22 protein-coding genes and 1 tRNA gene are annotated in these 23,280 nt (G+C 37.7%); 13 read left to right on the top strand and 10 right to left on the bottom strand.

All coding sequences use genetic code 11. The features are described 5' to 3' along the window. Window positions 1–4: 4 nt before the first annotated feature. Window positions 5–1,690: a glutamine--tRNA ligase/YqeY domain fusion protein gene (locus tag BGO42_RS05660; RefSeq protein WP_177730934.1), complete on the bottom strand. Its 1,686-nt coding sequence runs from the start codon at window positions 1,688–1,690 to the stop codon at window positions 5–7. A 138-nt stretch (window positions 1,691–1,828) separates the two neighbouring features. Between BGO42_RS05660 and folB the strand changes: the two genes are divergently transcribed. Together folB and BGO42_RS05650 are read left to right on the top strand one after the other, a co-directional pair. After that, window positions 1,829–2,188, top strand: coding sequence for a dihydroneopterin aldolase (folB, locus tag BGO42_RS05655; RefSeq protein WP_177730932.1), 360 nt, complete (start codon window positions 1,829–1,831; stop codon window positions 2,186–2,188). Between the two features lie 102 nt (window positions 2,189–2,290). Continuing rightward, window positions 2,291–2,361, top strand: a tRNA-Cys gene (locus BGO42_RS05650). Window positions 2,362–2,428: 67 nt separating this feature from the next. Here BGO42_RS05650 and BGO42_RS05645 read toward each other — a convergent pair. Together BGO42_RS05645 and BGO42_RS05640 are read right to left on the bottom strand one after the other, a co-directional pair. Further along, window positions 2,429–3,115 (bottom strand): LysE family translocator, encoded by a 687-nt coding sequence (locus tag BGO42_RS05645; protein ID WP_177730930.1) that lies wholly within the window; start codon window positions 3,113–3,115, stop codon window positions 2,429–2,431. A gap of 175 nt (window positions 3,116–3,290) precedes the next feature. Next, entirely contained in the window at window positions 3,291–4,115 is an 825-nt protein-coding gene (locus tag BGO42_RS05640) for a GEVED domain-containing protein (protein WP_273246580.1), read from the bottom strand. Window positions 4,116–4,296: 181 nt separating this feature from the next. Between BGO42_RS05640 and BGO42_RS05635 the strand changes: the two genes are divergently transcribed. Next, window positions 4,297–6,042, top strand: coding sequence for a transcriptional regulator (locus tag BGO42_RS05635; protein WP_273246579.1), 1,746 nt, complete (start codon window positions 4,297–4,299; stop codon window positions 6,040–6,042). A gap of 16 nt (window positions 6,043–6,058) precedes the next feature. Here the strand turns inward: BGO42_RS05635 and BGO42_RS05630 are convergent, their stop codons facing one another. Continuing rightward, window positions 6,059–6,748: a head GIN domain-containing protein gene (locus BGO42_RS05630; RefSeq protein WP_273246578.1), complete on the bottom strand. Its 690-nt coding sequence runs from the start codon at window positions 6,746–6,748 to the stop codon at window positions 6,059–6,061. A 22-nt stretch (window positions 6,749–6,770) separates the two neighbouring features. Then, on the bottom strand, window positions 6,771–8,948 hold the full coding sequence (rnr, locus tag BGO42_RS05625) for a ribonuclease R (protein WP_273246577.1): 2,178 nt from the start codon (window positions 8,946–8,948) through the stop codon (window positions 6,771–6,773). A gap of 111 nt (window positions 8,949–9,059) precedes the next feature. Here rnr and BGO42_RS05620 point away from each other — a divergent pair, with 111 nt between their 5' ends. Together BGO42_RS05620 and rpiB are read left to right on the top strand one after the other, a co-directional pair. Next, on the top strand, window positions 9,060–9,299 hold the full coding sequence (locus BGO42_RS05620) for a DUF2007 domain-containing protein (protein WP_177730922.1): 240 nt from the start codon (window positions 9,060–9,062) through the stop codon (window positions 9,297–9,299). 48 nt (window positions 9,300–9,347) lie between these two features. Beyond that, window positions 9,348–9,782, top strand: coding sequence for a ribose 5-phosphate isomerase B (gene rpiB / locus BGO42_RS05615; protein WP_273246576.1), 435 nt, complete (start codon window positions 9,348–9,350; stop codon window positions 9,780–9,782). A 48-nt stretch (window positions 9,783–9,830) separates the two neighbouring features. Here rpiB and BGO42_RS05610 read toward each other — a convergent pair whose 3' ends face one another. The 4 genes from BGO42_RS05610 to BGO42_RS05595 form a co-directional block, all read right to left on the bottom strand. Further along, window positions 9,831–10,610 (bottom strand): polysaccharide deacetylase family protein, encoded by a 780-nt coding sequence (locus BGO42_RS05610; RefSeq protein ID WP_273246575.1) that lies wholly within the window; start codon window positions 10,608–10,610, stop codon window positions 9,831–9,833. Then, window positions 10,607–11,542 carry a glycosyltransferase family 2 protein gene (locus BGO42_RS05605; RefSeq protein ID WP_273246574.1) on the bottom strand — a complete coding sequence of 312 codons (936 nt, stop codon included), beginning with the start codon at window positions 11,540–11,542 and terminating at the stop codon, window positions 10,607–10,609. The genes BGO42_RS05610 and BGO42_RS05605 overlap by 4 nt, the downstream gene beginning before the upstream one ends. Further along, window positions 11,530–12,672, bottom strand: a complete 1,143-nt coding sequence (locus BGO42_RS05600; protein WP_273246573.1) for a glycosyltransferase family 87 protein — start codon at window positions 12,670–12,672, stop codon at window positions 11,530–11,532. The genes BGO42_RS05605 and BGO42_RS05600 overlap by 13 nt, the downstream gene beginning before the upstream one ends. 115 nt (window positions 12,673–12,787) lie before the next feature. Next, window positions 12,788–13,081, bottom strand: a complete 294-nt coding sequence (locus BGO42_RS05595) for a DUF1294 domain-containing protein (RefSeq protein WP_273246572.1) — start codon at window positions 13,079–13,081, stop codon at window positions 12,788–12,790. 100 nt (window positions 13,082–13,181) lie between these two features. Between BGO42_RS05595 and BGO42_RS05590 the strand changes: the two genes are divergently transcribed. Further along, entirely contained in the window at window positions 13,182–15,308 is a 2,127-nt protein-coding gene (locus BGO42_RS05590) for a Tex family protein (protein ID WP_273246571.1), read from the top strand. Window positions 15,309–15,438: 130 nt separating this feature from the next. Here the strand turns inward: BGO42_RS05590 and tatA are convergent, their stop codons facing one another. Beyond that, complete coding sequence (gene tatA, locus BGO42_RS05585; RefSeq protein WP_177730910.1) at window positions 15,439–15,615, bottom strand: twin-arginine translocase TatA/TatE family subunit; 177 nt, start codon at window positions 15,613–15,615, stop codon at window positions 15,439–15,441. Between the two features lie 211 nt (window positions 15,616–15,826). On the opposite strand from tatA, the gene BGO42_RS05580 reads away from it, so the two are divergent. From BGO42_RS05580 to rfbA, 7 genes are all read left to right on the top strand, one after another. After that, window positions 15,827–16,693 (top strand): murein hydrolase activator EnvC family protein, encoded by an 867-nt coding sequence (locus BGO42_RS05580; protein WP_177730908.1) that lies wholly within the window; start codon window positions 15,827–15,829, stop codon window positions 16,691–16,693. Between the two features lie 6 nt (window positions 16,694–16,699). After that, the gene (locus BGO42_RS05575) at window positions 16,700–17,056 is read left to right on the top strand and encodes an SdpI family protein (RefSeq protein WP_273246570.1); all 357 of its coding nucleotides are present in this window, start codon (window positions 16,700–16,702) and stop codon (window positions 17,054–17,056) included. A 6-nt stretch (window positions 17,057–17,062) separates the two neighbouring features. Beyond that, window positions 17,063–18,550 carry a GH3 auxin-responsive promoter family protein gene (locus tag BGO42_RS05570; protein WP_273246569.1) on the top strand — a complete coding sequence of 496 codons (1,488 nt, stop codon included), beginning with the start codon at window positions 17,063–17,065 and terminating at the stop codon, window positions 18,548–18,550. Window positions 18,551–18,685: 135 nt separating this feature from the next. Then, window positions 18,686–20,374, top strand: a complete 1,689-nt coding sequence (locus BGO42_RS05565; protein WP_177730902.1) for a DUF6909 family protein — start codon at window positions 18,686–18,688, stop codon at window positions 20,372–20,374. Between the two features lie 8 nt (window positions 20,375–20,382). Next, window positions 20,383–21,366 (top strand): hypothetical protein, encoded by a 984-nt coding sequence (locus BGO42_RS05560; RefSeq protein WP_273246568.1) that lies wholly within the window; start codon window positions 20,383–20,385, stop codon window positions 21,364–21,366. Window positions 21,367–21,369: 3 nt separating this feature from the next. Further along, window positions 21,370–22,386: a dTDP-glucose 4,6-dehydratase gene (gene rfbB, locus BGO42_RS05555; RefSeq protein WP_273246567.1), complete on the top strand. Its 1,017-nt coding sequence runs from the start codon at window positions 21,370–21,372 to the stop codon at window positions 22,384–22,386. 33 nt (window positions 22,387–22,419) lie between these two features. Next, window positions 22,420–23,280 carry a glucose-1-phosphate thymidylyltransferase RfbA gene (gene rfbA / locus BGO42_RS05550; protein ID WP_273246566.1) on the top strand — a complete coding sequence of 287 codons (861 nt, stop codon included), beginning with the start codon at window positions 22,420–22,422 and terminating at the stop codon, window positions 23,278–23,280.

The following is a 23,280-nucleotide window of genomic DNA, read 5'->3' as shown; positions in this document are numbered from 1 at the left end:
GATTTTATTCTTTACTTTCTAATTTTGCCCATGTATCCCGCAGGCCTACGGTTTTGTTAAATACTAACTTTTCAGCAGTACTTTCTTTATCGACACAGAAATATCCTAAGCGTTGGAATTGGAAACGGTCCCCGTCAACAGCTGTTTTCAGGCTTGGTTCCAAATATCCGGTAATCACCTCTAATGAATTAGGGTTTAAAAATTCTTTAAAATCAATCTCTTTGTTTCCATCCGGGTTTTCATGTGAAAACAAACGGTCATAGATTCTTATTTCTGCCGGAATAGCATGTGAAACGGACACCCAGTGAATAGTACCTTTTACTTTTCTTTTGCTGGCTTCTGTACCGCTGCCACTTCTACTCTCTTCATCATAAGTAGCGTGAATTTCTGTTATATTTCCTTCAGCGTCTTTTACTACGCTTTCGCCTTTAATAATGTAAGCATTTTTCAGACGAACCTCTTTTCCAAGAGTAAGACGGAAGAATTTACTGTTTGCTTCTTCCAGAAAGTCTTCTCTTTCAATATATAATTCTTTAGAAAAAGGAACCGTTCTATAGGTCATAACTTCTTCTTCCGGATTATTTTCTGCTTCCAGCCATTCTTCTTTTCCTTCCGGATAATTGGTAATTACCAGTTTAACCGGATCTAAAACAGCCATGACACGCGGAGTTGTTTTGTTTAAATCTTCACGAACACAGAATTCCAGTAAGGAAACGTCAATCAGGTTGTCGCGTTTGGCAATACCAATGGTATCGGCAAAATTGCGGATAGCAGCCGGTGTATAACCGCGTCTTCTCATTCCTGAAATGGTTGACATTCTCGGATCGTCCCATCCGGTAACATGCCCGTCCTGAACCAATTGTAATAACTTACGTTTACTAACAACGGTATGGGAAAGGTTCCGGCGTGCAAACTCACGTTGTTTAGGACGTGTTAAATTAGTATCGATAATCTGGTCTAAAAACCAATCGTATAATTCCCGGTGTGGTAAAAATTCCAGTGTACAGAAAGAATGGGAAATCTGCTCCAGATAATCACTTTCGCCGTGTGCCCAGTCATACATTGGATAAATACACCATTTATCACCGGTTCTGTGGTGGTGTTTGTGTAAGATTCGGTACATGATAGGATCACGCATCAGCATATTGGTCGCGGTCATATCTATTTTGGCTCTCAAAATATGTGTTCCTTCTTCAAACTCACCGTTTTTCATACGTTCGAATAAATCCAGATTTTCTTCAATGGAACGATTTCGGTAAGGACTGTCCACACCAGGTTGTGTAGGTGTTCCTTTTTGTTTCGCCATTTCTTCAGAAGTCTGACTGTCAACGTAAGCTTTTCCTTTTTTAATTAGGGCAACTGTCCAGTCATACAACTGCTGGAAATAATCGGAAGCATAGCATTCATGCGCCCATTCATATCCTAACCATTGTACGTCTCTTTTAATAGCATCTACATATTCCTGCTCTTCCTTAGCCGGATTGGTATCATCAAAACGCAGGTTTACAGGCGCCTGATAATCTAATCCAAGTCCAAAGTTTAAACAAATTGAACTGGCATGCCCAATGTGTAAATAACCATTAGGTTCTGGCGGGAAACGGAAACGTAATTTATCTTGAGATAAACCATTTTTTAAATCTTCCTCAATGATTTGTTCGATAAAATTTAATGATTTTTCTTTTGTTGACATAAAATAAAATTAGAAAGGCAAAGTTACCAAAAATGTTCATTATAAACTCATTTCTTTGAATGCTTATTCAACGAATACGTTCCAAAAAGTTGTACTTTTATCCATTGAAGGAATAACCAATAATTGAATACATTTAAAATGGGAATTATTAAGCTGAAAAACATCAGAACATTTTCTTTTCACGGTTGTTTGGTAGAAGAAAGTAAAATAGGTTCTGATTATAGTGTTGATTTAGAAATAAAAACAGATTTAAGAAAATCATCGGAAACAGATGAGTTGGAAGACACCGTTGATTATGTTCATTTAAACCGTATCGTTCGTGAAGAAATGGCTATCCGTTCGAAATTATTAGAGCATGTTACGAAGCGTATTATTGTAAGAATTTTTAAAGAAATTCCTGCTGTTTCCAGAATAATTGTAGCCGTTTCCAAGCTAAATCCGCCTATTGGTGGTGATGTGGAAGCCGTAACGATACAAATGGAAGAATACAGAAGTTAAAATATTATTGATAACGAGCGAATTACAAAATATACCGAATAAATTCTCAATTTAGGATTTGGAATTAAAAATATTTTAGTAAGTTTGCCCACCAATAACACTGGCATCGTGGCCGAGTGGCTAGGCAGCGGTCTGCAAAACCGTCTACAGCGGTTCGAATCCGCTCGATGCCTCAGAATTAAAAAAAGCTGTCTTCTGACAGCTTTTTTTGTTTTTATATCGTTTGGATGTATAAAAGACTTACTTTTTTTCTTCTATTTTTTCTAAGGTATTTTTTACAAACTCTTTTTCTTTAGGAAACCATCCCTGAATCATTAAAACCATCCCGAAGACCATTAATAAAACACTGCTGAATTTTTTAACCCGGATAATGTTCGTTGGCGTTAATTTTTTGCGCAATTGTTTTGCCAGCATGATTTTACCGATATCGGTAATAAAATAAGAACCGATTACAGCACTAAAAAAAGTCAGCATTCTGCCGGCTTCCATGTCCAGTTTTGGACCGAAAGTAATAATGATGGCCAGCCAAAAACCAAGTACGCCAATATTAATAAAGTTTAATAAAAAGCCTTTTAGAAAGAGGCTCAGGTAATCTTTTTTAATCAATTCAACCACTTCCTCATCTTCATCTATGGTTTTACTTTTTCTTCGCAGTTTAAAGAAAGTGATCATACCATAAGTAAACATCAGGATGCCCCCGAAAAGAAATAATGCCGGATCATCTTTGATACTCTGGATTAAGCGGACACTACTAAAATATGCAATAGCAATAAAAACAATGTCTCCCAGAATTACCCCCACATCAAAAGACATAGCGGCACGAAACCCTTTAGTGATACTGGTTTCCAGAAGAACAAAGAATACGGGTCCAATCATGAAACTTAAAAAGAATCCTAACGGAATACCGGTAAGAATATCATCAATCATTGAAAGGGTTTTAAGGTGAATTATAAAAAAAAACCTATTAAGAAATAGGTATCTTACAAAGATAGATGAAAAAATGATTTTTCTCTTTAGTTATGCTATTTTGATGTTATTTAACGCCAAAAAACCCACAATCCTGTAGGATTTGTGGGTTAAAAAGAGTCAACAAGTAATAAATCTAGTTCTTAACCACTTTTTGAGTGAATACTTTCCCTTCGGATTGAACGCTTAAAAAATATATTCCAGAAGAAAGATTCGAGCAATCTGCGATAACGGATTTATCTGTAATGGCAGTTTTAACCGTTTTCGTTTGCCCTAATGCGTTTGAAATGGAAACCATGTCAATAGCAGCGTTATCATTAGTGATTGTTAACAAGTCGGAAACCGGATTCGGAAAAACGGAAAGAGTATTTTTATCAAAAGATTCAGTACTCAAAGCATTGGATATTGTTACATTAAAATCTAATGTTTCCCCATTGGCATATTGCTGGCAAATAGTTACCGGCAATGCAGGATTTGAAAAAAACACATCGTCATCTTCCACTACTCTTACTCTCAATCTTGTTGTACCGTTTTGTGCACTTGCCGGTACTGTAAAAGAAAATGTTTTACTGGTCACATTTATATTCATATTAGGATCGTTTATCCGGTCATAATAACCAATACTTTCTCCTGTATCAAATGCATTGTTTTTGTTGTAATCAATCCAGGCATCAATATAATGCATAGTTGATCCGTTAAAGTTGATAGTAATGTTTGCCTGGGAATTTTTAGGCAGATCCTGTGCGGCAACAGTATTGTAAAATTGATAGTTTGGAGCTGCACTTTGGACATTTTTAGTAATTAATGTTGCGTTTTTCAAAACAACTGATGTTATAAAATAATCGGGTAAAGCAAAAGGCTCATTGGAATAATTAGAAGCACAATAAGGACTTGGACTTGCTGTTTGCGCAAAAGAAAAAGTAAAGGAAGTTAACAGTAATAATAAAGTAATTTTCTTCATTCAATATAGGTTTTTAGTTTTTTACAAATCTATTTTTGAAAAGATTATAATCACCATATTTGCGGTGGACAAAAAAGAGGACATCCCATTTTTAGGGGCCTGGGATAATTATAAAAAGATTTATTTCGCATTTTGATTTAATTCAAAAACAGGAATACTTTTTAAAAACAAAACATTATACGTGAAACATTTAAAAGCCATGGGGCTACTTCTTATGGTAGTATTCATTTCTTGTGAAAAGAAAAATAATAGCACCACACAATTGGAAATAAATAAAAGAACGACCGGTACGGATGAAAACCGGTATTATGATTCTTTGTTTTCATGGTATAAAAAAAAGGATTATGCCCGGCTTGGAAAAGAAATAAAAGAACCCGCTGAGGAGTCTAAAGAAAAAACAGCTGTTCTTAATTTGTACAAAGGATATGTTTACCTGCATCAATCCAGATTTGACTCGGCACAAGTGTTTTTCAATAAAGCGTTACAGGGTTTAAATACAAAGCCATTACAAAGGGAAATGTATTATGGACTAAAGGGCGCCGCGGAATCCGTTTCAAAAATGGGAAAATTTGATGCTGCCATAAACCTTCAGTATAAAGCGCTTGATTTTTTAGAAAAAAGCGCTTTAACCGATAAAAAAAGACTGTATTACAGTACTATTGGTAATTTGGGAATCAATTTTTTTCTAAATCAGGATTATAATAAATCGGAATTATATGGCGACAAGGCTCTTGCTTATTTTGCAAAGGTAAAAGACAGTTTGAATCTTGCTTATTTTGAATCTGCTAAAGCGGTAATGTTATTTCAGGATGATAAATTTGAAGCATCTGTCCAACTGGCAAAACATTCGCTGGAATTAAGGAAAAAATTAAAGGACATATCCGGACAGGCTGAATCCAACAATAATATCGCGATTGCCTATATGGGTCTGAAAAATTGGGATCTGGCTTTGGAATATCTCTATACTTCAGAAAAACTCTTTCTTTCGGGAGGCAATAACAAGGAAGTACCTATTACAATAATGCATAATATCGCACATTGTTTAAAGGAAAAGAATAATATTGATGGCGCCATAGCAAAATATGAGTTGGCTTATAAAATTGCACAATCTAAAAAAATGCAGAATGAATCCAGAATCTCATTGCAACAGTTGTCCAAACTAGAAAGAATTAAAGGGAATTATAAAGAAGCTTTGGTGTACTATATGAAGTATAGCAAAACAAAGGATACGCTGTTTAATATTCAAAAAGAAAAAGCAATTCAGGATGTTTCGACCAAATATGAAACCAAACAAAAAGAAGAAAAGATAAAACTGCTTCAAAAGGACAAACAGCTTGCCCAAAACCAACGCTGGATGTATGTGGTTACGATTTTATTTTTAATTATAACGGGATCGATTGCTGTTGCTTATTTCGTTTTTAGAAGCCGTAAGAATCAAGAACTGTTCCTTGTGGATAAGAAGCTTCACGAATCGGAAATCGAACGGCTTAAAATAGAAATGGAACTAAAAAGAAAAGCGTTGGATAATTTCACAGATAAACTGCTTACAAAATCGGAAATTATTAATGAATTGGAACAGAAACTGAATAGTTTTAATGTAGACCATGACGATGCAATCCATTCCAGAAATATCGGAGAATTAAGCAAAATGAAAATCTTAACAGAGGAAGACTGGTTTTTGTTCAAGGAATACTTTGACAAGGTTTACCCGGGATTTATACCGCATATCCGAAAAAAGCACAATAACTTAACTCCTGGTGAATTGCGGATGCTATTGCTGATCAAACTGAATTTAGATTCTTTTGAAGTAGCGTCCATTCTTGGTATATCGGCAGAGAGCGTTAAAAAAGGACGTTACCGCTTAAAAAAGAAATTAGAACTCATTGATGAAGATCTAAACGCTCATATACAGAGCCTGTCTTTTTAAGCGGTAACGCGGTTTATTATTTTTTGATGATATCAATGTTTCCTCCGGCAAAAGTTTTCTGATTTACTTTTTTAGGATTTCCGTAAACGGTGATATCCCCGCCTGCTCTGGTTTTGGCATCCACCAGATCCGTTGCAAAAACATCTGCTTCACCACCGGCGTTTACCGCAACAGTAGTTTGAGATGTTTCAAAAGTTTTAGCATTTACAATACCTCCGGAATTAATCACGATATCCTGATTTTGTGCCTTACCGCTCAATTTTACAACACCACCTGTTGTAGCACGGACACCGGCTTTTTTAACATCAAGGATCACCTTTATCTGTCCGCCTTTGTTGGCATTTACGGTAAAGTCAACACCTTTCAGGGTTGCTTCACTGGAAACATAAGCACCTTCACTGGCTTCAATACTTTCGATATTTTTGAAATGTATAATAACGGTTATATCTTCACCTTTCAGGAATTTATCCAGCGGCATACGGATTTTCAAATCCCCGTTTTTGTTTACCACTTCCACTTTTTCGGCACCTTCTCCCTTAATCTCAATTTTGCTTTCTGATGAAGGAACCAATTGCGCTGAAATTTTATCGAATACTTTTACGGTTGTAAAATCACCAACATTTTTATTTACCTGGGCAAAACCCAATTGCGCGACAATAAGCAATGCTACCAGCATGAAATTGTTTTTCAGATTTGTTTTTATCATAAGAATTACATTTTAAATTAGACTACTCTCTCTTTTTAATAAAATGAAAATCCAATTGTTTTTTAACCAGATCGGCATTTTTCACTTTAACGATAACTTCGTCTCCTAATTGTAAAATATTATGAGAAATTTCTCCAACTAAAGCATATTGCTTCTCATCGAAAGTGTAATAATCATCCCGAATTTCTCTGATGCGAACCATTCCTTCGCATTTATTCTCAACGATTTCTACATAAATTCCCCATTCTGTCACACCGGAAATAACACCCAAAAACTCTTCGTCTTTGTGATCCTGCATGTATTTTACCTGCATGTATTTGATGCTGTCACGCTCTGCGTTTGCCGCAAGGCCTTCCATGGATGAAGAATGAACACACTTTTCTTCATACACTTCTGCATCTGCCGAAGCTCCGCCATCGAGATAATGCTGTAGCAAACGATGTGCCATAACATCGGGATAACGACGAATTGGTGAGGTAAAATGGGAATAATAATCGAATGCCAAACCATAATGGCCTATGTTTTCAGTAGAATAAACCGCTTTACTCATACTGCGGATAGCAAGTGTATCGACCAGGTTTTGTTCTTTTTTACCCTGAACATCCTCCAGTAAAGTATTCAGTGATTTTGAAATACTGTCCTTGGATTTAAAATTGATGGAATAACCGAATTTTGAAATCACCGTTTGCAGGTTGATTAATTTATCTTCATCCGGTTCATCGTGGATACGGTACACAAATGTTTTCTTTTGTTTTCCGATGAATTCCGCCACTTTTCTGTTGGCAAGCAACATGAACTCCTCAATCAGGTGATTGGCGTCTTTAGCGACCTTAAAATAAACGCCTGTTGGCTCTGCATTTTCATTTAAATGGAATTTCACTTCCACTTTATCAAATGAAATCGCACCGTTATTCAGTCTTTTGCGTCTTAGAATTTTTGCCAGCTCATCCAGTTTTAACGTGGCTTCGACTATAGGGGTATCCACTATATAGTCATTTCCGGTTAAGGAAATTTCGGCAGGAATAACATTTCCTTTGGTTTCAATGATCTGTTGTGCCTCTTCATAGGCAAATCGCTGATCAGAATAGGTTACCGTTCTTCCGAACCACTGGTTTACTAATTCTGCTTTTTCATTCAGTTCAAAAATGGCTGAGAAAGTGTACTTTTCTTCATGCGGACGCAAAGAACAGGCAAAATTGGACAGTACTTCCGGAAGCATTGGCACTACCCTGTCCACTAAATAAACCGATGTGGCTCTTTTATAGGCCTCTTCGTCCAGGATTGTTCCTTCCTGTACATAATGGGAAACGTCGGCTATGTGGATTCCGATTTCGTAATTGCCGTTCGGAAGTTTTTTAAACGATAAGGCATCGTCAAAATCTTTGGCATCTTTCGGGTCAATCGTGAACGTAAGGGTATCGCGCATGTCACGGCGTTTCAGGATTTCACTTTCCTGAATGGAAGTATCCAGTTTTTGTGCATAGACTTCCACTTCTACCGGGAAATCATACGGCAGACCGTATTCGGCCAGAATAGCGTGAATTTCAGTATTGTGCTCACCCGGTTTTCCTAAAACTTTGGTAACCGTTCCAAAAGGACTATCGGCTTTTGCCGGCCAGTCTTCAATGTGCACCAATACCACATCGCCATCCTGTGCCTCTCCTATTTTGTCTTTCGGGATAAAAATATCCGTGTACATTTTCGGATTGGCGGTAGCTACAAATGCAAAGTTTTTCTGAATGTCAATAACACCCACAAAATCCGTTTTCTTTCTTTCTACAATTTCAACAACTTCTCCTTCCGGTCTTCTGCCCTTTCTTCTGTTGTAGATATATACTTTTACCTTGTCGCCGTCAAGCGCATGGTTTAAATTGTTGGTCGGGATAAAAACATCATCTTCTAATTCGGCAGCCACAAAATAGGCTGTTTTACGACTGGTCATATCAATGATTCCTTCGAAATAATCGGCTTTGGAGATCACGCGGTATTTCCCGCGATCTATTTCTTCAATCTTTTCTTTGGAGGCCAGGTATTTTAATTCTTTGATGATTTCGTTGCGACTTTGGGTGTCATTCAATTCTAAAACAGAAGCTATTTGTTTATAGTTGAATGTTTTATTAGGATCTTTGGACAGGATTTTAAAAATTTTACCAGAAAAATCTTTCCCTGTCTTTCCTAACTTTTTGTGTTTCTTACTCATGTTTCATTTCTAATATACTGCTAAAATTACAAATAAGTATTAACAATTATGTACAATGAATTAAGATTTATAGAAATAATAACTTTTGTATCTTTATAAAAAGTCTGAGAAATGAACGAATTTATAACGATTGCCGTTTTTGATTATCCGCACGAGATTACCGTGCTGAAACACTTATTGGACCAAAGCCGGATCCAGTACTTTTTTGAAAATGAGACAATGATGAATATCGTACCGATGTATTCGCAGGCTTTGGGAGGAATCAAACTGAAGGTGCATCCGAATGATCTGGAAACAGTTCGGGAAATCCTGAAAAAATTAAATGATGATACAAATTTAAAAATTGTTTAACAGGATTCTTTTCTAACTTTGCAGGGCATAACAACAAACAACAACACAATGAATATTTCAATTGGAAATGACCATGCCGGTCCGGATTATAAACAAGCTATTGTAAAACACTTAGAAGCAAAAGGACACATCGTTACCAACCACGGTACAGATACTTTTGACAGTGTTGATTATCCCGATTTCGGACATGCGGTAGCAACGGATGTTACAGCAGGAAAAGCTGCTTTTGGTATTGTAATCTGCGGCAGCGGAAACGGAATTGCCATTACAGCAAACAAACACCAGGGTATCAGAGCTGCGTTGTGTTGGACTAAAGAAATTGCGGTTTTGGCACGTCAGCACAATGATGCAAACATTATCAGCATTCCAGCGCGTTTTACGTCGATACCACAGGCCGTAGAAATGGTGGAAGCGTTTTTAACGACGGATTTTGAAGGCGGCAGACATGCCAACCGGGTGAATAAAATCCCGTTTTGTCAATAATAAACAAGAGTAAAAATTATAGAAAAAGCATCCTTTTGGGATGCTTTTTTATTTTTGAATCGTACGGATAAACTCCTGAAAAGTGCCGAACGGTAACTGATTTTTTTTCATTTTTGCAATAAAGCGATCCAGCCTCTCCTCCATTTTGACACCGGTATTTTTGCGCACATAACCCGGAAAACCAAAACGCTCAAAATCATTCAGGTCGGTAAACTCCCAGGGATGGAAATAAATGTTGAGGTATTGGTCTTTCTGATAGGTTTTCTTTGCCATCCAGCTGTACAAATTCAAGGGCAGGTTATGAAATGACAGCCAAAACAGCGGAAAACGTACCAGCGGACTAACAGAAGCCGGTATTTGTAAAACATTGTCCTGCATATAATAGGTTCTGGAAATATGCAGGTTGTTATACCTTCCCGGTAAAAAGGTCGGATTGATGGAACTGTTGTAAGTATATCCGGCTTTTGCCACTTCTTTTTCATCAACGGGCATCATTCTGGGCATTCTGAAACCGGTTACTTTCATACCGGATAAGGCTTCCAGTTTTTCCCGGGATTCCCGTAAATGCGGCACTTTAAAATCGGAATGATAATAAGTATGGGAAGCCAGCTCATGCCCTGCTCTTTTGATTCTTTCGATAATTTCCGGCGCGTGAATGGCAAAAGTTGCCGTACTGAAAAAAGTTGCTCTGACCTCATGTTTCTCCAGTAAATCCAGGATTTTATGAGAGCCTTCTATTGATATTTGCATTTGATCTTCAAAAGAAATGTCCTTTGAATACTCAAAAGGCATATCGAACTCTTCAATATCAAAACTTAATAAAATCATGACTGGTCTTTTAAATTGGTAGAACGGATAATATAATTCGGCCGGTTCTTAGTCTGCATAAACATTTTGCCCACATAAATCCCGATAATTCCCAGCATGATGAGCTGTAAACCGCCAAAGAAAACGATGGTCATAATGGTGGAAGCCCATCCGGATACTTCAATATGGCTGTAAAAAGCATAAATCACGTATGGAATGTATAACAGGGACAGCAGGGACATGCTCAGTCCTAAATAAACAGCGGTATACAGCGGTTTTATACTAAAGGACGTTACGCCGTGTAACGCCAGATGGATCATTTTTTTTACGGAATATTTACTGCTTCCGGCAAAACGTTCGGCCGGCGAATAGTGAATACCGTGCTGCTTAAAGCCCAGCCATTTGATCAGCCCTCTTAAAAAAGGTTCTGTTTCGTGGAAATTGCGGAATACATTGACCACTTTACGGTCCAGCAAACGGAAATCGGCCGTACCGGCTTCCAGTTCAATATCCGATAGGGAATTAACCAGCTTGTAAAAAAGATTGGAAGTACTGCGCTTGGCTTTCGAAAGGCGTTTGTCTTCTTCCCGGATGGTATAAACAATGTCATAGCCTTCCTCCCATTTTACCAGCATATCCGGAATGATTTCCGGCGGATGCTGTGCATCACAGTCCAGAGAAACCACACAGTCCCCATAGGCATTGTCCAAACCGGCTTTAACCGCTAACTGATGCCCGAAATTTTTTGAAAACTCTAAAAAATAAACATTATTGTTTTCTTCAGACAAAGCCATAACCGTATTTATCGTTTCGTCTTTACTCCCGTCATCAATAAAAATAACCTCCCAGTTATAGGGTAACGTATCAAAAACAACCTTGATTTTATCAAAGATGTGCCGGACATTTTCGGCTTCATTATAAGCCGGGATGATTATGGAAACTAATTTTCGCATACGGTAACGGATTTAGGTTTGAAATCTTTCGTTAGCATTTCATAAATAATAGTAAACCAGATTATTACACAGGGAAGTGCTTTCAAGGCATGATTTCTGATGAAAACACGGGCCACTTTCGGGAATAAATCGGTTGGTGAAAATGAAGTCAGCAGGATTGCAAAAACCAGTAATGCAATATCCCATTTGCTATGTTTTGACTTGCTCATAAACCAGATGGCAACACCTGTAAAAGCAATAATATACGTTGGCGATTCGGATCCGCTGCTAAAGATCACCGTAAAAATTAACGTGGATGCCAAAAGCAATAAACGGTATTCCAGAAAGCGGTATTGACTGATGCGAAGGTAAGTAGACCCGAATAACAAAACACCGCCCAGTAAAAACGGGGAATTCGGGATTGTAGGATCACCTAACGTTCTGCGTACCAGCCCCATGATTGAAATATCCTGATACGAATCCAGTGAAATATTGGAAGAATTTTTATAAACCAAAGTGTTGAACCATTCTACATAGGTATCGATTATGAACTTAGGGGAAGACAATACCATGGGCAGTACAAAAAGCAATACCGTCCAGAAAACCAGCCCCAGGATAAACGAGATCTTTTTCTTGGTAAAGAAGAAAAATGCCAGTCCCACAACACCGTAAAGTTTTATAAACGCACAACTGATTATCGGGAAAGTCGCAATCAGGTTTTTATTTTTTAACGTAAAGGAAAAAGCAATTAAGATGGCTCCGGTAAGGAAAATATTAAACTGAAAGCTAAGCAAAGCGGTGATCAGCTCATTCGCACAGATAAGCGTAATTATTGCCTTGATTTTATTGGAAAGCGGCAGGCTGTAAATACCGAATGCAAAAACCAGTACACTGCATACATTCCAGAAAAACATTCCCAGATAGTCCGGTAAAAGGGCAAAAGGGGCAATAAAAATGGCAAATACAGGACCGTAGTGATTGCGATCCCAATATTCGGCAGGATAGTGGTCGTAAAGCGATTTGGATTCGATGAGGTGCCAGAACGTGTATTTGAAAATCGAATAGTTGTTGTAACTACCGTTCGTAAATTGTTTTACCGCAATTAATCCGGCTAAAATGACAAGGATTCCAAAAATATATTTTGGATTCAAAAGAAATGAAAACTTTGAAAAATTAAATTTTGTAGGATTCTGAGTCAAAATAGTTTGAATTTAGTAAGATGTTTGACAAATATATTGATTTTGAACGAATTCTGTCGACACTTTTCTACCGGTCAGAAACCTGATCCAGACTGGAAAAATATGGTAGCAGCAGGTATAAAATGATGACCTGGATAGCAAATACCACTGCAAATTTCCATAAAAAGGAACCTTTTGCAATTTTGTGACGAAACAGCAGTATTCCGGATAAGGCACCCATCGTACCGCCAAAAAAGGCGAGTAGTAAAAGCGTTCTTTCAGCAATTCTGCTTTTGCGATTAACAGCCAGCCATTTGTCTAATCCGAAAGTAAATAACGTTATACCGTTAATTACCAGAAGAAAACATAATAATGGGGACATTGTTATAAAATTTCTGCCAAAGATAGTATTTTAGCCTACTATATATTAGCTTTTCGCGCTAAGGTTAATAAAATTTTAAACACCCATTTTTATTTTAAGGATGAACACGATTGAATACATTCTGAAGCACGTTCAGACCGCTCCAAAAAATATAGAAAATACGCTGCAGCTTCTATCGGAAGATTGTACGATTCCTTTTATTGCCCGTTACCGGAAAGACCGTACCGGGAATCTGGATGAGGTAGTCATTGAACAGATTGCGAAACTGAATCTGGCTTTTGAAGCCATCAGCAAACGAAAAGAAGCGATCATCAAGGCAATTCAGGAACAAAATGCCTTAACGCCGGAACTGGAACAGAAGATCAACAGCAGTTTCGATCTGAACGATCTGGAAGATTTATACCTGCCGTATAAAAAGAAAAGAAAGACAAAGGCCGATGTTGCCCGTGAAAACGGATTGGAGCCTTTGGCAAAAATTATAATGGCACAAAATGCCGACGATCTGGATTTTATCGCTTCAAAATACCTGAATGGCAATGTTGCCAGCGAAGAGGAAGCTTTGCAGGGCGCCAGAGATATCGTGGCAGAATGGATTAATGAAAATATCTACATCCGGAAAAACCTGAGACGATTGTTTCAGCGCAAAGCGGTTGTGGAAACCAAAGTGGTAAAAGCCAAGCGGGAAGAAGAAGGGGCTAAGAAATTCGAGCAGTATTTTGAGTGGTCGGAATCCATTACCAAAGCACCATCACACCGTTTATTAGCCATGCTTCGGGCAGAAAATGAAGGCTATGTAAAAATGAAGGTGGCTGTAGAACCGGAGGAAGCTTTAGATTTTATTGAAGAAAATGTCATTAAGAATCCTAAAAAAGAAACAGCGGGACATCTTAAAAAAGCGATTTCGGATAGTTATAAAAGACTGTTAGAACCGGCCATTTCGAATGAAACCTTACAGGAAGCAAAAGCGAAAGCAGATGCGAGTTCCATCCAGGTTTTTGCCGGAAACCTGGGACAGCTTTTATTGGCACCGCCTTTAGGAGAAAAACGAATTCTGGCAATAGATCCGGGATTTAGAACCGGCTGTAAAGTGGTTTGCCTGGATGAAAAGGGCGATTTGCTGTACAACGAAACGATTTTCCCGCATGCGCCGCAGAACGAATCGGCTATGGCGATGAAAAAGATCCGTTCGATGGTGAACTCTTATAAAATTGATGCGATTTCCATTGGAAACGGAACGGCTTCGAGAGAAACCGAGTTTTTTATTAAAAAAATAGCCTTTGATAAACCACTGCAGGTATTTGTGGTGAGCGAAGCCGGAGCCTCGATTTATTCGGCATCTAAAATTGCCCGTGATGAATTCCCGAATTACGATATTACCGTTAGAGGTGCCGTTTCTATTGGTCGTCGTTTGTCGGATCCGTTAGCAGAACTGGTTAAGATCGACCCGAAATCAATCGGAGTGGGGCAATACCAGCATGATGTAGACCAGTCGTTGCTGAAAAATGAACTGGACACAGTGGTTACCCGTTGTGTAAACTCTGTGGGAATCAATATCAACACGGCGAGTAAATCGTTATTGAGCTATGTGTCGGGAATCGGGGAGAAGATGGCGGAGAATATTGTTGCCTATCGTTCCGAAAACGGAGCTTTTGAAAGCAGAAGCCAGTTAAAGAAAGTACCGCGACTGGGCGAAAAAGCCTTTCAGCAGGCGGCGGCTTTTATCCGCATCAGCAATGCTAAAAATCCGCTGGACAATTCGGCCGTGCATCCGGAAGCCTATAAGATCGTGGAAAAAATGGCGAAGGATCTTAAAATATCGGTTAACGAACTGATTGCAAACAAGGAGAAGATCGGGCAGATCCAGCTGGAAAATTATATTACAGAGGAGATTGGTTTGCTGAGTTTGAAAGATATCGTAAAAGAATTGGAAAAACCGGGACTGGATCCGCGAAAATCGGCTAAAGTTTTCGAATTTGATGCGAATGTAAAATCAATTAAAGATCTAAGAACCGGAATGGTATTGCCGGGAATTGTGAATAACATTACCAATTTTGGCTGTTTTGTAGACATTGGAATTAAAGAAAGCGGACTGGTTCATATTTCACAGCTCAAAGAAGGTTTTGTGAGCGATGTGAATGAAGTGGTCAAGCTGCACCAGCATGTACAGGTAAAAGTGACCGAAGTGGATGAAGACCGTAAAAGAATACAATTGAGTATGATACTATAAACAAAAAGAGGCTGTAAAAAACAAACAGCCTCTTTTTATATTTCAGGATTTCTAAGGAATAAAAATATAGAAATCCAAGTTTAAAAAGTCGTTTACTTTTACAGCCTCTAAAAAAAAGTATTACAAAAAATTACTCTTTAGTTTCTTCTTTCTTAGTATTGGAAGGTTGATCGTCTTTAGCAGCATTTTTAAATTCCTTAATACCGGAACCTAAACCTTTCATCAATTCAGGAATTTTTTTACCACCGAATAGAAGAACAATTACTACTACGATTAATATTATTTCTGTTGCACCAAGCTTTCCCATTGTTAATGTGTTTATTATTTCAAAAAGTTTATTTCATCAAAGAGAGAACAAAGTTAGGTATAAATACGATTTGACGAATAAATATTTAGAGCTTTTTAGTATTGACGGCTAAAATTTAGGATTTCTTTAACCTAATTGCTAAAAACCAATATACATTAAGGATTAAGAAAGCGAATATTAAATTATTATATTTGTGAATTAAACCAATAAAATGTCTGCAAAGAGACTAAAGAGACAGCTTTTAAAAAAGAAGTTATTCAATAAAAACCGGTTGGTTATATTGAACGAAGATACATTTGAAGAGATTTTTTCATTGAAATTAAACCTGATGAATGTTTTCGTCAGCCTGACCATTTCGACTATTTTTTTAATTACCGGGACCACCTTTATTATTGCTTTTACACCGCTTCGGGAATACATTCCGGGATACTCTTCTACCAAACTGAAAAGGGAAGCAACGCAGCTGGCAATGAAATCGGATTCGCTGGAAAGAGCCATCAGGCAAAACAACCTGTATGTAGAATCGATCAAGAAAGTGCTCACCGGCGATCTGGAATATGCAAAACTAAATAAGGATTCCATTAAGGTAGAACAGAAAGACAAAGTGGAAACGGTCGCTTTAAATCCGTCTAAAACCGATTTAAAGCTACGGGAACAGGTGGCTTTGGAAGACAAATACAATGTTTTTGAAAAGGCAAAACCAAGAGTAAATCTGGTATTACTACCGCCGGTAAAAGGACATATTGCCGAAAAATATAATGCAAAGAACAAACACTTTTTTGTGAGTATTGCGTTAACTAAGAATACACCGATAAAGTCGATTGCCAACGGAACCGTTGTTTTTGCCGACTGGACACCTACAAACGGGCAGGTAATTATTATCCGTCATAATGACGGGATTATTTCCGTTTACAAACGAGCGGCATCTTTGACAAAGTCGGAAGGAGATGTTGTAAAATCGGGCGAAGTGGTTGCGCTGGCCGGAATGACCGGAATTCATCCGGATGTGCAGCTTTATTTTGAGCTCTGGAAGGATGGCTACCCGATTGACCCGACGCAGTTTATTGATTTTGAATAGTATATTATGGAGTGGATTCGTGCGTTATTACAGTTGCCGTTACTGGCCGGAGGGATATTTATTATAACCGGTATGGTTTTGTATTTGTTTCCGCCCCGGAAGATTAACGGTTTATACGGTTACCGGACTGCTGCTTCCATGCAGTCGACAGAGCGTTGGAATTTTGCCCAGAAATATTCGGCTAAAGAAATCATCAAAAGCGGTTTCTTTTTAGTGCTGATTTCGATGATCAACCTGGTAATCAACGTAAAAAGTGAAATAGAATTTGTAGTCAGTATTGCCATCGTACTGGTCTTTGTTTTTATACCCATTTATAGAACCGAAAAAGCAATACGTAAAAAGTTTGCGACTAATTATAATTAAGATCCAATGTCGATAAAATCGATTGTTGCTAAAATATTAGCGAAAAACATATACAATAAAACACAGCAGTGGGCGAAAAACCCTGTTGCCACACAGGAAAAAGTTTTTTCTGAGTTAATTCAAAATGCCAGACAGACCCATTTTGGCAAAGACCATAATTTTTCGGCGATTACCACTATTGCAGATTTCCAGAAACAGGTTCCTGTACGGGATTATGAGGAGTTAAAACCGTATATTGACCGTATGGTAAAAGGGGAAGAAGATGTTTTGTGGAAAGGGAAACCGATTTATCTCGCCAAAACTTCCGGAACCACTTCCGGTGCCAAATACATTCCGCTTACGAAAGAATCCATGCCTTTTCACATAGAAGCTGCCCGGAATGCGATCTTGCATTATATTCATGAAACCGGGAATGCCAAGTTTGTGGATGGCAAGATGATTTTTTTACAGGGAAGTCCGATACTGGAAGAAAAAAACGGCATAAAACTGGGACGTCTTTCCGGAATTGTGGCGCATTATGTGCCGAAATACCTGCAACGAAACAGAATGCCGAGCTGGGAAACCAATTGTATTGAAGACTGGGAAACCAAAGTGAATGCCATAGTGGAAGAAACCTATGACGAAAACATGATGGTTATTTCCGGGATTCCTTCCTGGGTTCAAATGTATTTTGAAAAGCTGAAAGAGAAAGGGCAAAAACCGGTTGGCGAAATTTTCAAGAATTTTAATTTGTTTATTTACGGTGGTGTGAACTACGAACCCTATCGTGCCAAGTTTGAAGACCTGATTGGGAGAAGGGTAGACAGTATTGAACTGTTTCCGGCTTCGGAAGGTTTTTTTGCATACCAGGATACGCAAAAAGAGAAAGGAATGCTGCTGTTGCTGAACTCCGGAATTTTCTATGAGTTCATTAAAAGTGAGGATTTTTTCAAGGACAGTCCTAAAAGATATACGATTGGAGAAGTGGAATTGGGCGTGAATTATGTCCTGATTATTTCTACCAATGCCGGACTTTGGTCTTATAATATCGGCGATACGGTTCAGTTTACCAGTTTAGCGCCCTACCGTGTTATTGTTTCCGGAAGAATTAAACATTATATTTCGGCTTTTGGAGAACATGTTATCGGAAAAGAAGTGGAAGCGGCTTTACAGGAGGCAATGGCAGCTACCGCTATTCGTATAAATGAGTTTACGGTTGCGCCGCAAATCACGCCAAAAGAAGGATTACCGTATCATGAATGGTTTATTGAATTTGAACAGGAACCGGAAAAACTGTCGGAATTTGAATTAAAGATCGATCAGGCGATGCGAAAGCAGAATGTGTATTATGACGATTTAATTTCCGGTAATGTATTGCGGACAGTGGTGGTAACACCGGTTGTTAAAAACGCGTTTCACGATTATATGAAATCGGAAGGAAAATTGGGCGGACAGAATAAATTGCCAAGATTGTCGAATGACCGGAAGATTGCCGATAAGCTAACGAAAAAATAATATAAATCGATTTGTTTAAGTGCTATTTTTAATTGCGGCAAACCGTATCGTTTCCCGGGAATTTGCTTTAAAGGAAACGTTGACAAACTAAAAAATAAAAATCCTACATTTGTAGGTTAGTAAATAGAAAGAAATATGAAAGAGATTAAAAACATTTCGCGTTCACGCGCACAGGAATCATCGGCAGCAATTGAACGTTTGTATATTACCATGCGTCATTTGTTCAATAGAGGATTCTATAAACCAATGGGGGTTTCAGGAGAAACATTACGGGAAGCATTATTGTCTTTGCGTCCTGAAATATATGGTTCCATAGCAGAAGAAAAAGTAGAGTTAAACGGATTACTGTATGTAATTGAACGGTTACCGATAGGAATAGAAGAATGCCGTTATATCAATCTGACCTCAGATGAAGGATATTCCAAATCGCATTTCCAGGCAATAGTTCCTCCGAAAAGAAAGAGGAACTGTTACCGTATTGACGATGAGCAGATGAATATCGAAATCACGAGAGGACGTTCGGATATCTATGATATTTTAACGCATCTTACCTTTATCTTTATCGAGTCGCATAAAATCAAGGACAGGGTTTTGATTGATGAGGACGGAAGATTGACCCGTGACTGGGAAAAGCTGGAACAGGTGATCCTGCAGAACAAAAAACTGACACTGGTGGAAAGAGAAAAAGCAATTTCCCACGTGTCCAATATTTTGGGAAGAACATTTGCTGAGGTTCTGGATATCTATGATGATTTTGCCACACAACAGGCACCGGAACGTTTTCTGCACATTATTTACTGGTTAGGAAAACTGGCCATAGAAGAAGTGGTTGACAATAACAAAAGAACAATTACGTTCAGCCCGATTTTAAGAGAGCGTTTAGGACATCATATACACGGTGAGATCTGGGCAAACAACATCAAGAAAGTTCTGCAAAAGAACAAATTGATTGACAGACCTATTCACGTTATCAGTGCGAATATGCACAGTGTGATGAATTCCCTTTTTGCGACTCATGTATTAAAAGCAAAATTCAAGGACCAATCGGACTTTGTTATTTATGAAGAGCTGAGTAAATCCGGAAATAGCGATGTTCGCTCGAAAGTAGAAGAATTTGCTACAAAACACGGAATGATTTCATTACCGGATACATCCGGAACCAATATTGACGTTCAGATTTTTGATACGGCAAAAATTGACTGGAATAAATCGGCATTTCCAAAAGCAACGGTAGAAGGAGAGCATCCGGTTATCATTGTAATGGATTATGCTTTCGGTGAGCAGGCTTATGAGACTATTGATGAGCTTTTAAAACCGTATAAAAACGATGAAGGAAAATTATTCCTGAATGTTGCATCGGTTTCGATTATGGGTAAAGCCGGAATTTTAGAAGGCGGAAAAGGAGACATTATGATTCCTTCGGCGCACATCAATGAGGGAACAGGAGATAATTATCCATTCGATAATGAACTGTCTGCCGAAATGTTTGTAGGCAATGATATACCTGTTTTTGCAGGACCAATGATAACGGTTTTAGGAACGTCTTTACAGAATAAGGATTTACTGAAATTTTTCCATGAATCCACCTGGGGAGTAATCGGACTGGAAATGGAAGGGGCTTATTATCAAAAAGCAATTCAGTCGGCTTCCAAAATCAGAAAGAGCATTCCGTCTAACGTAAAAGTCCGTTATGCTTATTATGCATCGGATAACCCGTTAGAAACAGGAAGTACATTGGCTTCCGGAGGATTGGGAACAACAGGAGTTAAACCAACCTATTTAATTACAATTAAGATTTTAGAACAAATTTTCAATATCAAATAACCATTTACATGAGTAATAATCAACAAATTAATTCTGATAATCAAGAGGTAAATTTGACACAAGTCTCTAAAAAAATAGGAGAAATGGTTCAATTATTTTTTGATAAAATTTTTGATGCTATTTTATTTTTTAAAAGAAATATAATAATAATAGTGATTTTATTCATATTAGGAGTTGGATTAGGTTTTTATAAAGATAAAACGACAAAAGTTTATAATCATGAAATCATCGTTATCCCTAATTTCAATAGTGTTGATTATTTATATTCAAAAGTTAAACTTATAGATTCTAAGATAAGAGAACAAGATCAATCGTTTTTAGATAAAATAGGATTGAAAGATTCTGATAAAATGATTAAAATTGATGTTGAGCCTATTATTGATGTATATAAGCTTATCAACAAGAATGAAGAAAATTTAGAAATGATTAAATTGTTATCTGAAGATGGTAGTACGGCAAAAATATTAGAAGATAATATAACCAGTAAAAATTATAAATATCATTTAATAACATTCAGTACCGTTGAAGCAACTGACGTGAATAAAACGGTTCAGCCTATATTAGATTATCTGAACAAGAATGATTATTATAAAAAAATTCAGAAAGAGCGATTAGGCGGTATAGCTCTAAAAGTTAAGACGAATGAAGAGACAATAGGTCAGATTAACAGTATTTTAAATCAATTTTCCGGATTTATAGGAGCAAATCAAAAAAGTGATAAGCTGATTTATTATAACGAAAACATGCAGTTAAATGATATCATTAAGACGAAAGATCAATTGACTCAAGAATTAGGAGGTCTTAAAGAAGAATTTCAAAATAGCGATAAAATAATAAAAGATAACAGTACCATCTTAAATATAAAAAATGTTAAGTCTCTTAACGGTAAATTTAAATTGGTTTTACCAATTCTTTTTATAGGAATTTTCATTGCAATTAACATATTCATGTCATTCTATAAAAAACAAATGACTAAAAGAAATTTAGCATAAATAATGAAGCATATTTTAATTACAGGTGGTGCAGGATTTATTGGTGCTAACTTCGTAACCTATTTTATTGAGAATAATCCGGATATCCATGTAGTTAACCTGGATTTGCTTACCTATGCCGGAGATCTATCCAATCTGAAAGAGGTTGAAAATCACAAACAGTACACCTTTGTTAAAGGAGATATTTGTGATAAAGAATTGATTGAGCAGCTTTTTGAAAAATATAATTTTTCCGGAGTAATCCATTTTGCCGCCGAATCGCATGTGGACAATTCCATTTCCGGTCCGGAAGCATTTATCAAGACCAATGTGTTGGGGACATTCCATCTTTTGGACAGTGCCCGGAAGCATTGGATGGTTGGACCTGGCCAGTATAAAGAAGGTTATGAATCGGCACGATTTCACCATATTTCAACAGATGAGGTATATGGCACTTTAGGAGCTACAGGCCTGTTTACAGAACAAACGCCTTATGCACCAAATAGCCCCTATTCTGCGTCTAAAGCTTCTTCCGACATGATTGTAAGAAGTTATTTCCATACATATGGTATGAATGTGGTGACTACAAACTGTTCGAACAATTACGGTCCGAAACAGCATAATGAAAAATTAATACCAACAATTATACGCAAAGCTATTTCCGGTGAAAACATTCCGATTTACGGAGATGGTAAAAATGTTAGAGACTGGTTATATGTAACCGATCATTGCAAAGGGATTGCGCTTGTTTTTAAAAACGGGAAAGCAGGAGAGACCTATAATATAGGCGGAAGAAATGAACGGGACAATTTATATATTGCCCATACGATTTGTGATATTTTAAACGAAGTATCTCCAAAAACGGAAGGCAATTACCAGGACCAGATTGTTTTTGTTAAGGACAGACCGGGACACGATTTGCGATATGCTATTGATGCCGGTAAAATTGAAACCGGATTGGGATGGAAAGCAGATGAAAATTTTGAAACCGGAATTCGTAAAACGATTTCGTGGTATCTGGATAAAATGAAGAAGCAATAATAAAGATTCATTTTCGAATTACAGCAATTATACATGAAAGGAATAATTTTAGCCGGAGGTTCCGGAACCCGATTGCACCCACTAACATTAGCCGTTAGCAAACAGCTGATGCCTATTTATGATAAACCGATGATTTATTATCCGTTATCGACATTAATGTGGGCAGGAATTCGTGAAATATTAATTATTTCAACCCCGCATGATTTACCTTTATTCCGACAATTGCTGGGAGACGGAAGCCGTTTGGGCTGCCGTTTTGAATATGCTGAACAGGAACATCCGAACGGATTGGCTGAGGCATTTATTATTGGAAAAGATTTTATTAAAGAGGATAAAGTAGCGTTAATCCTGGGCGATAATATTTTCTACGGTACCGGATTGGCCGAATTACTGCAGGCGAATAACAACCCGGACGGCGGAATTATTTATGCCTATCATGTGCATGATCCGGAACGTTATGGCGTTGTGGATTTTGACAAAGACGGAAGGGTACTTTCCATTGAAGAAAAACCGATCTATCCGAAATCGAATTATGCGGTTCCGGGGATTTACTTCTATGATAACAATGTTGTTTCTATTGCACAGCGCATCAAACCAAGCCATAGAGGAGAACTTGAAATTACGGATGTCAATAAAGCATATCTGGAACAGGGAAAACTGCAGGTAAGTATTTTGGACAGAGGTACCGCCTGGCTGGATACCGGTACGTTCCAATCGTTAATGCAGGCCGGGCAGTTTGTCCAGGTTATTGAAGAACGTCAGGGACTGAAAATAGGGGCAATTGAAGAAGCGGCCTATAAAATGGGATTCATCAATGCCGAACAATTAAACGAACTGGCACAACCGTTATTAAAAAGCGGATACGGAACACACTTATTAGGATTATTACAATAA

Source organism: Flavobacterium sp. 40-81 (assembly GCF_001898245.1).
GTDB classification, from domain to species: Bacteria; Bacteroidota; Bacteroidia; order Flavobacteriales; family Flavobacteriaceae; genus Flavobacterium; species Flavobacterium inviolabile.
The sequence above is the reverse complement of the archived record's forward strand: the minus strand, read 5'-3'. Positions and strand labels throughout refer to the sequence as shown.

Excerpts from the sequence above, each read along its gene's own strand:
- BGO42_RS05575 (WP_273246570.1), top strand. The coding sequence starts at position 16,700 with ATGGAGTGGATTCGTGCGTTATTACAGTTGCCGTTACTGGCCGGAGGG.
- BGO42_RS05645 (WP_177730930.1), bottom strand. The coding sequence starts at position 3,115 with ATGATTGATGATATTCTTACCGGTATTCCGTTAGGATTCTTTTTAAGT.
- BGO42_RS05580 (WP_177730908.1), top strand. The coding sequence starts at position 15,827 with ATGTCTGCAAAGAGACTAAAGAGACAGCTTTTAAAAAAGAAGTTATTC.
- BGO42_RS05595 (WP_273246572.1), bottom strand. The coding sequence starts at position 13,081 with ATGTCCCCATTATTATGTTTTCTTCTGGTAATTAACGGTATAACGTTA.
- BGO42_RS05630 (WP_273246578.1), bottom strand. The coding sequence starts at position 6,748 with ATGATAAAAACAAATCTGAAAAACAATTTCATGCTGGTAGCATTGCTT.
- BGO42_RS05570 (WP_273246569.1), top strand. The coding sequence starts at position 17,063 with ATGTCGATAAAATCGATTGTTGCTAAAATATTAGCGAAAAACATATAC.
- folB (WP_177730932.1), top strand. The coding sequence starts at position 1,829 with ATGGGAATTATTAAGCTGAAAAACATCAGAACATTTTCTTTTCACGGT.
- BGO42_RS05605 (WP_273246574.1), bottom strand. The coding sequence starts at position 11,542 with ATGCGAAAATTAGTTTCCATAATCATCCCGGCTTATAATGAAGCCGAA.
- rnr (WP_273246577.1), bottom strand. The coding sequence starts at position 8,948 with ATGAGTAAGAAACACAAAAAGTTAGGAAAGACAGGGAAAGATTTTTCT.
- tatA (WP_177730910.1), bottom strand. The coding sequence starts at position 15,615 with ATGGGAAAGCTTGGTGCAACAGAAATAATATTAATCGTAGTAGTAATT.
- BGO42_RS05620 (WP_177730922.1), top strand. The coding sequence starts at position 9,060 with ATGAACGAATTTATAACGATTGCCGTTTTTGATTATCCGCACGAGATT.
- BGO42_RS05565 (WP_177730902.1), top strand. The coding sequence starts at position 18,686 with ATGAAAGAGATTAAAAACATTTCGCGTTCACGCGCACAGGAATCATCG.
- BGO42_RS05610 (WP_273246575.1), bottom strand. The coding sequence starts at position 10,610 with ATGATTTTATTAAGTTTTGATATTGAAGAGTTCGATATGCCTTTTGAG.
- BGO42_RS05560 (WP_273246568.1), top strand. The coding sequence starts at position 20,383 with ATGAGTAATAATCAACAAATTAATTCTGATAATCAAGAGGTAAATTTG.
- rpiB (WP_273246576.1), top strand. The coding sequence starts at position 9,348 with ATGAATATTTCAATTGGAAATGACCATGCCGGTCCGGATTATAAACAA.
- rfbA (WP_273246566.1), top strand. The coding sequence starts at position 22,420 with ATGAAAGGAATAATTTTAGCCGGAGGTTCCGGAACCCGATTGCACCCA.
- BGO42_RS05660 (WP_177730934.1), bottom strand. The coding sequence starts at position 1,690 with ATGTCAACAAAAGAAAAATCATTAAATTTTATCGAACAAATCATTGAG.
- BGO42_RS05640 (WP_273246580.1), bottom strand. The coding sequence starts at position 4,115 with ATGAAGAAAATTACTTTATTATTACTGTTAACTTCCTTTACTTTTTCT.
- BGO42_RS05590 (WP_273246571.1), top strand. The coding sequence starts at position 13,182 with ATGAACACGATTGAATACATTCTGAAGCACGTTCAGACCGCTCCAAAA.
- rfbB (WP_273246567.1), top strand. The coding sequence starts at position 21,370 with ATGAAGCATATTTTAATTACAGGTGGTGCAGGATTTATTGGTGCTAAC.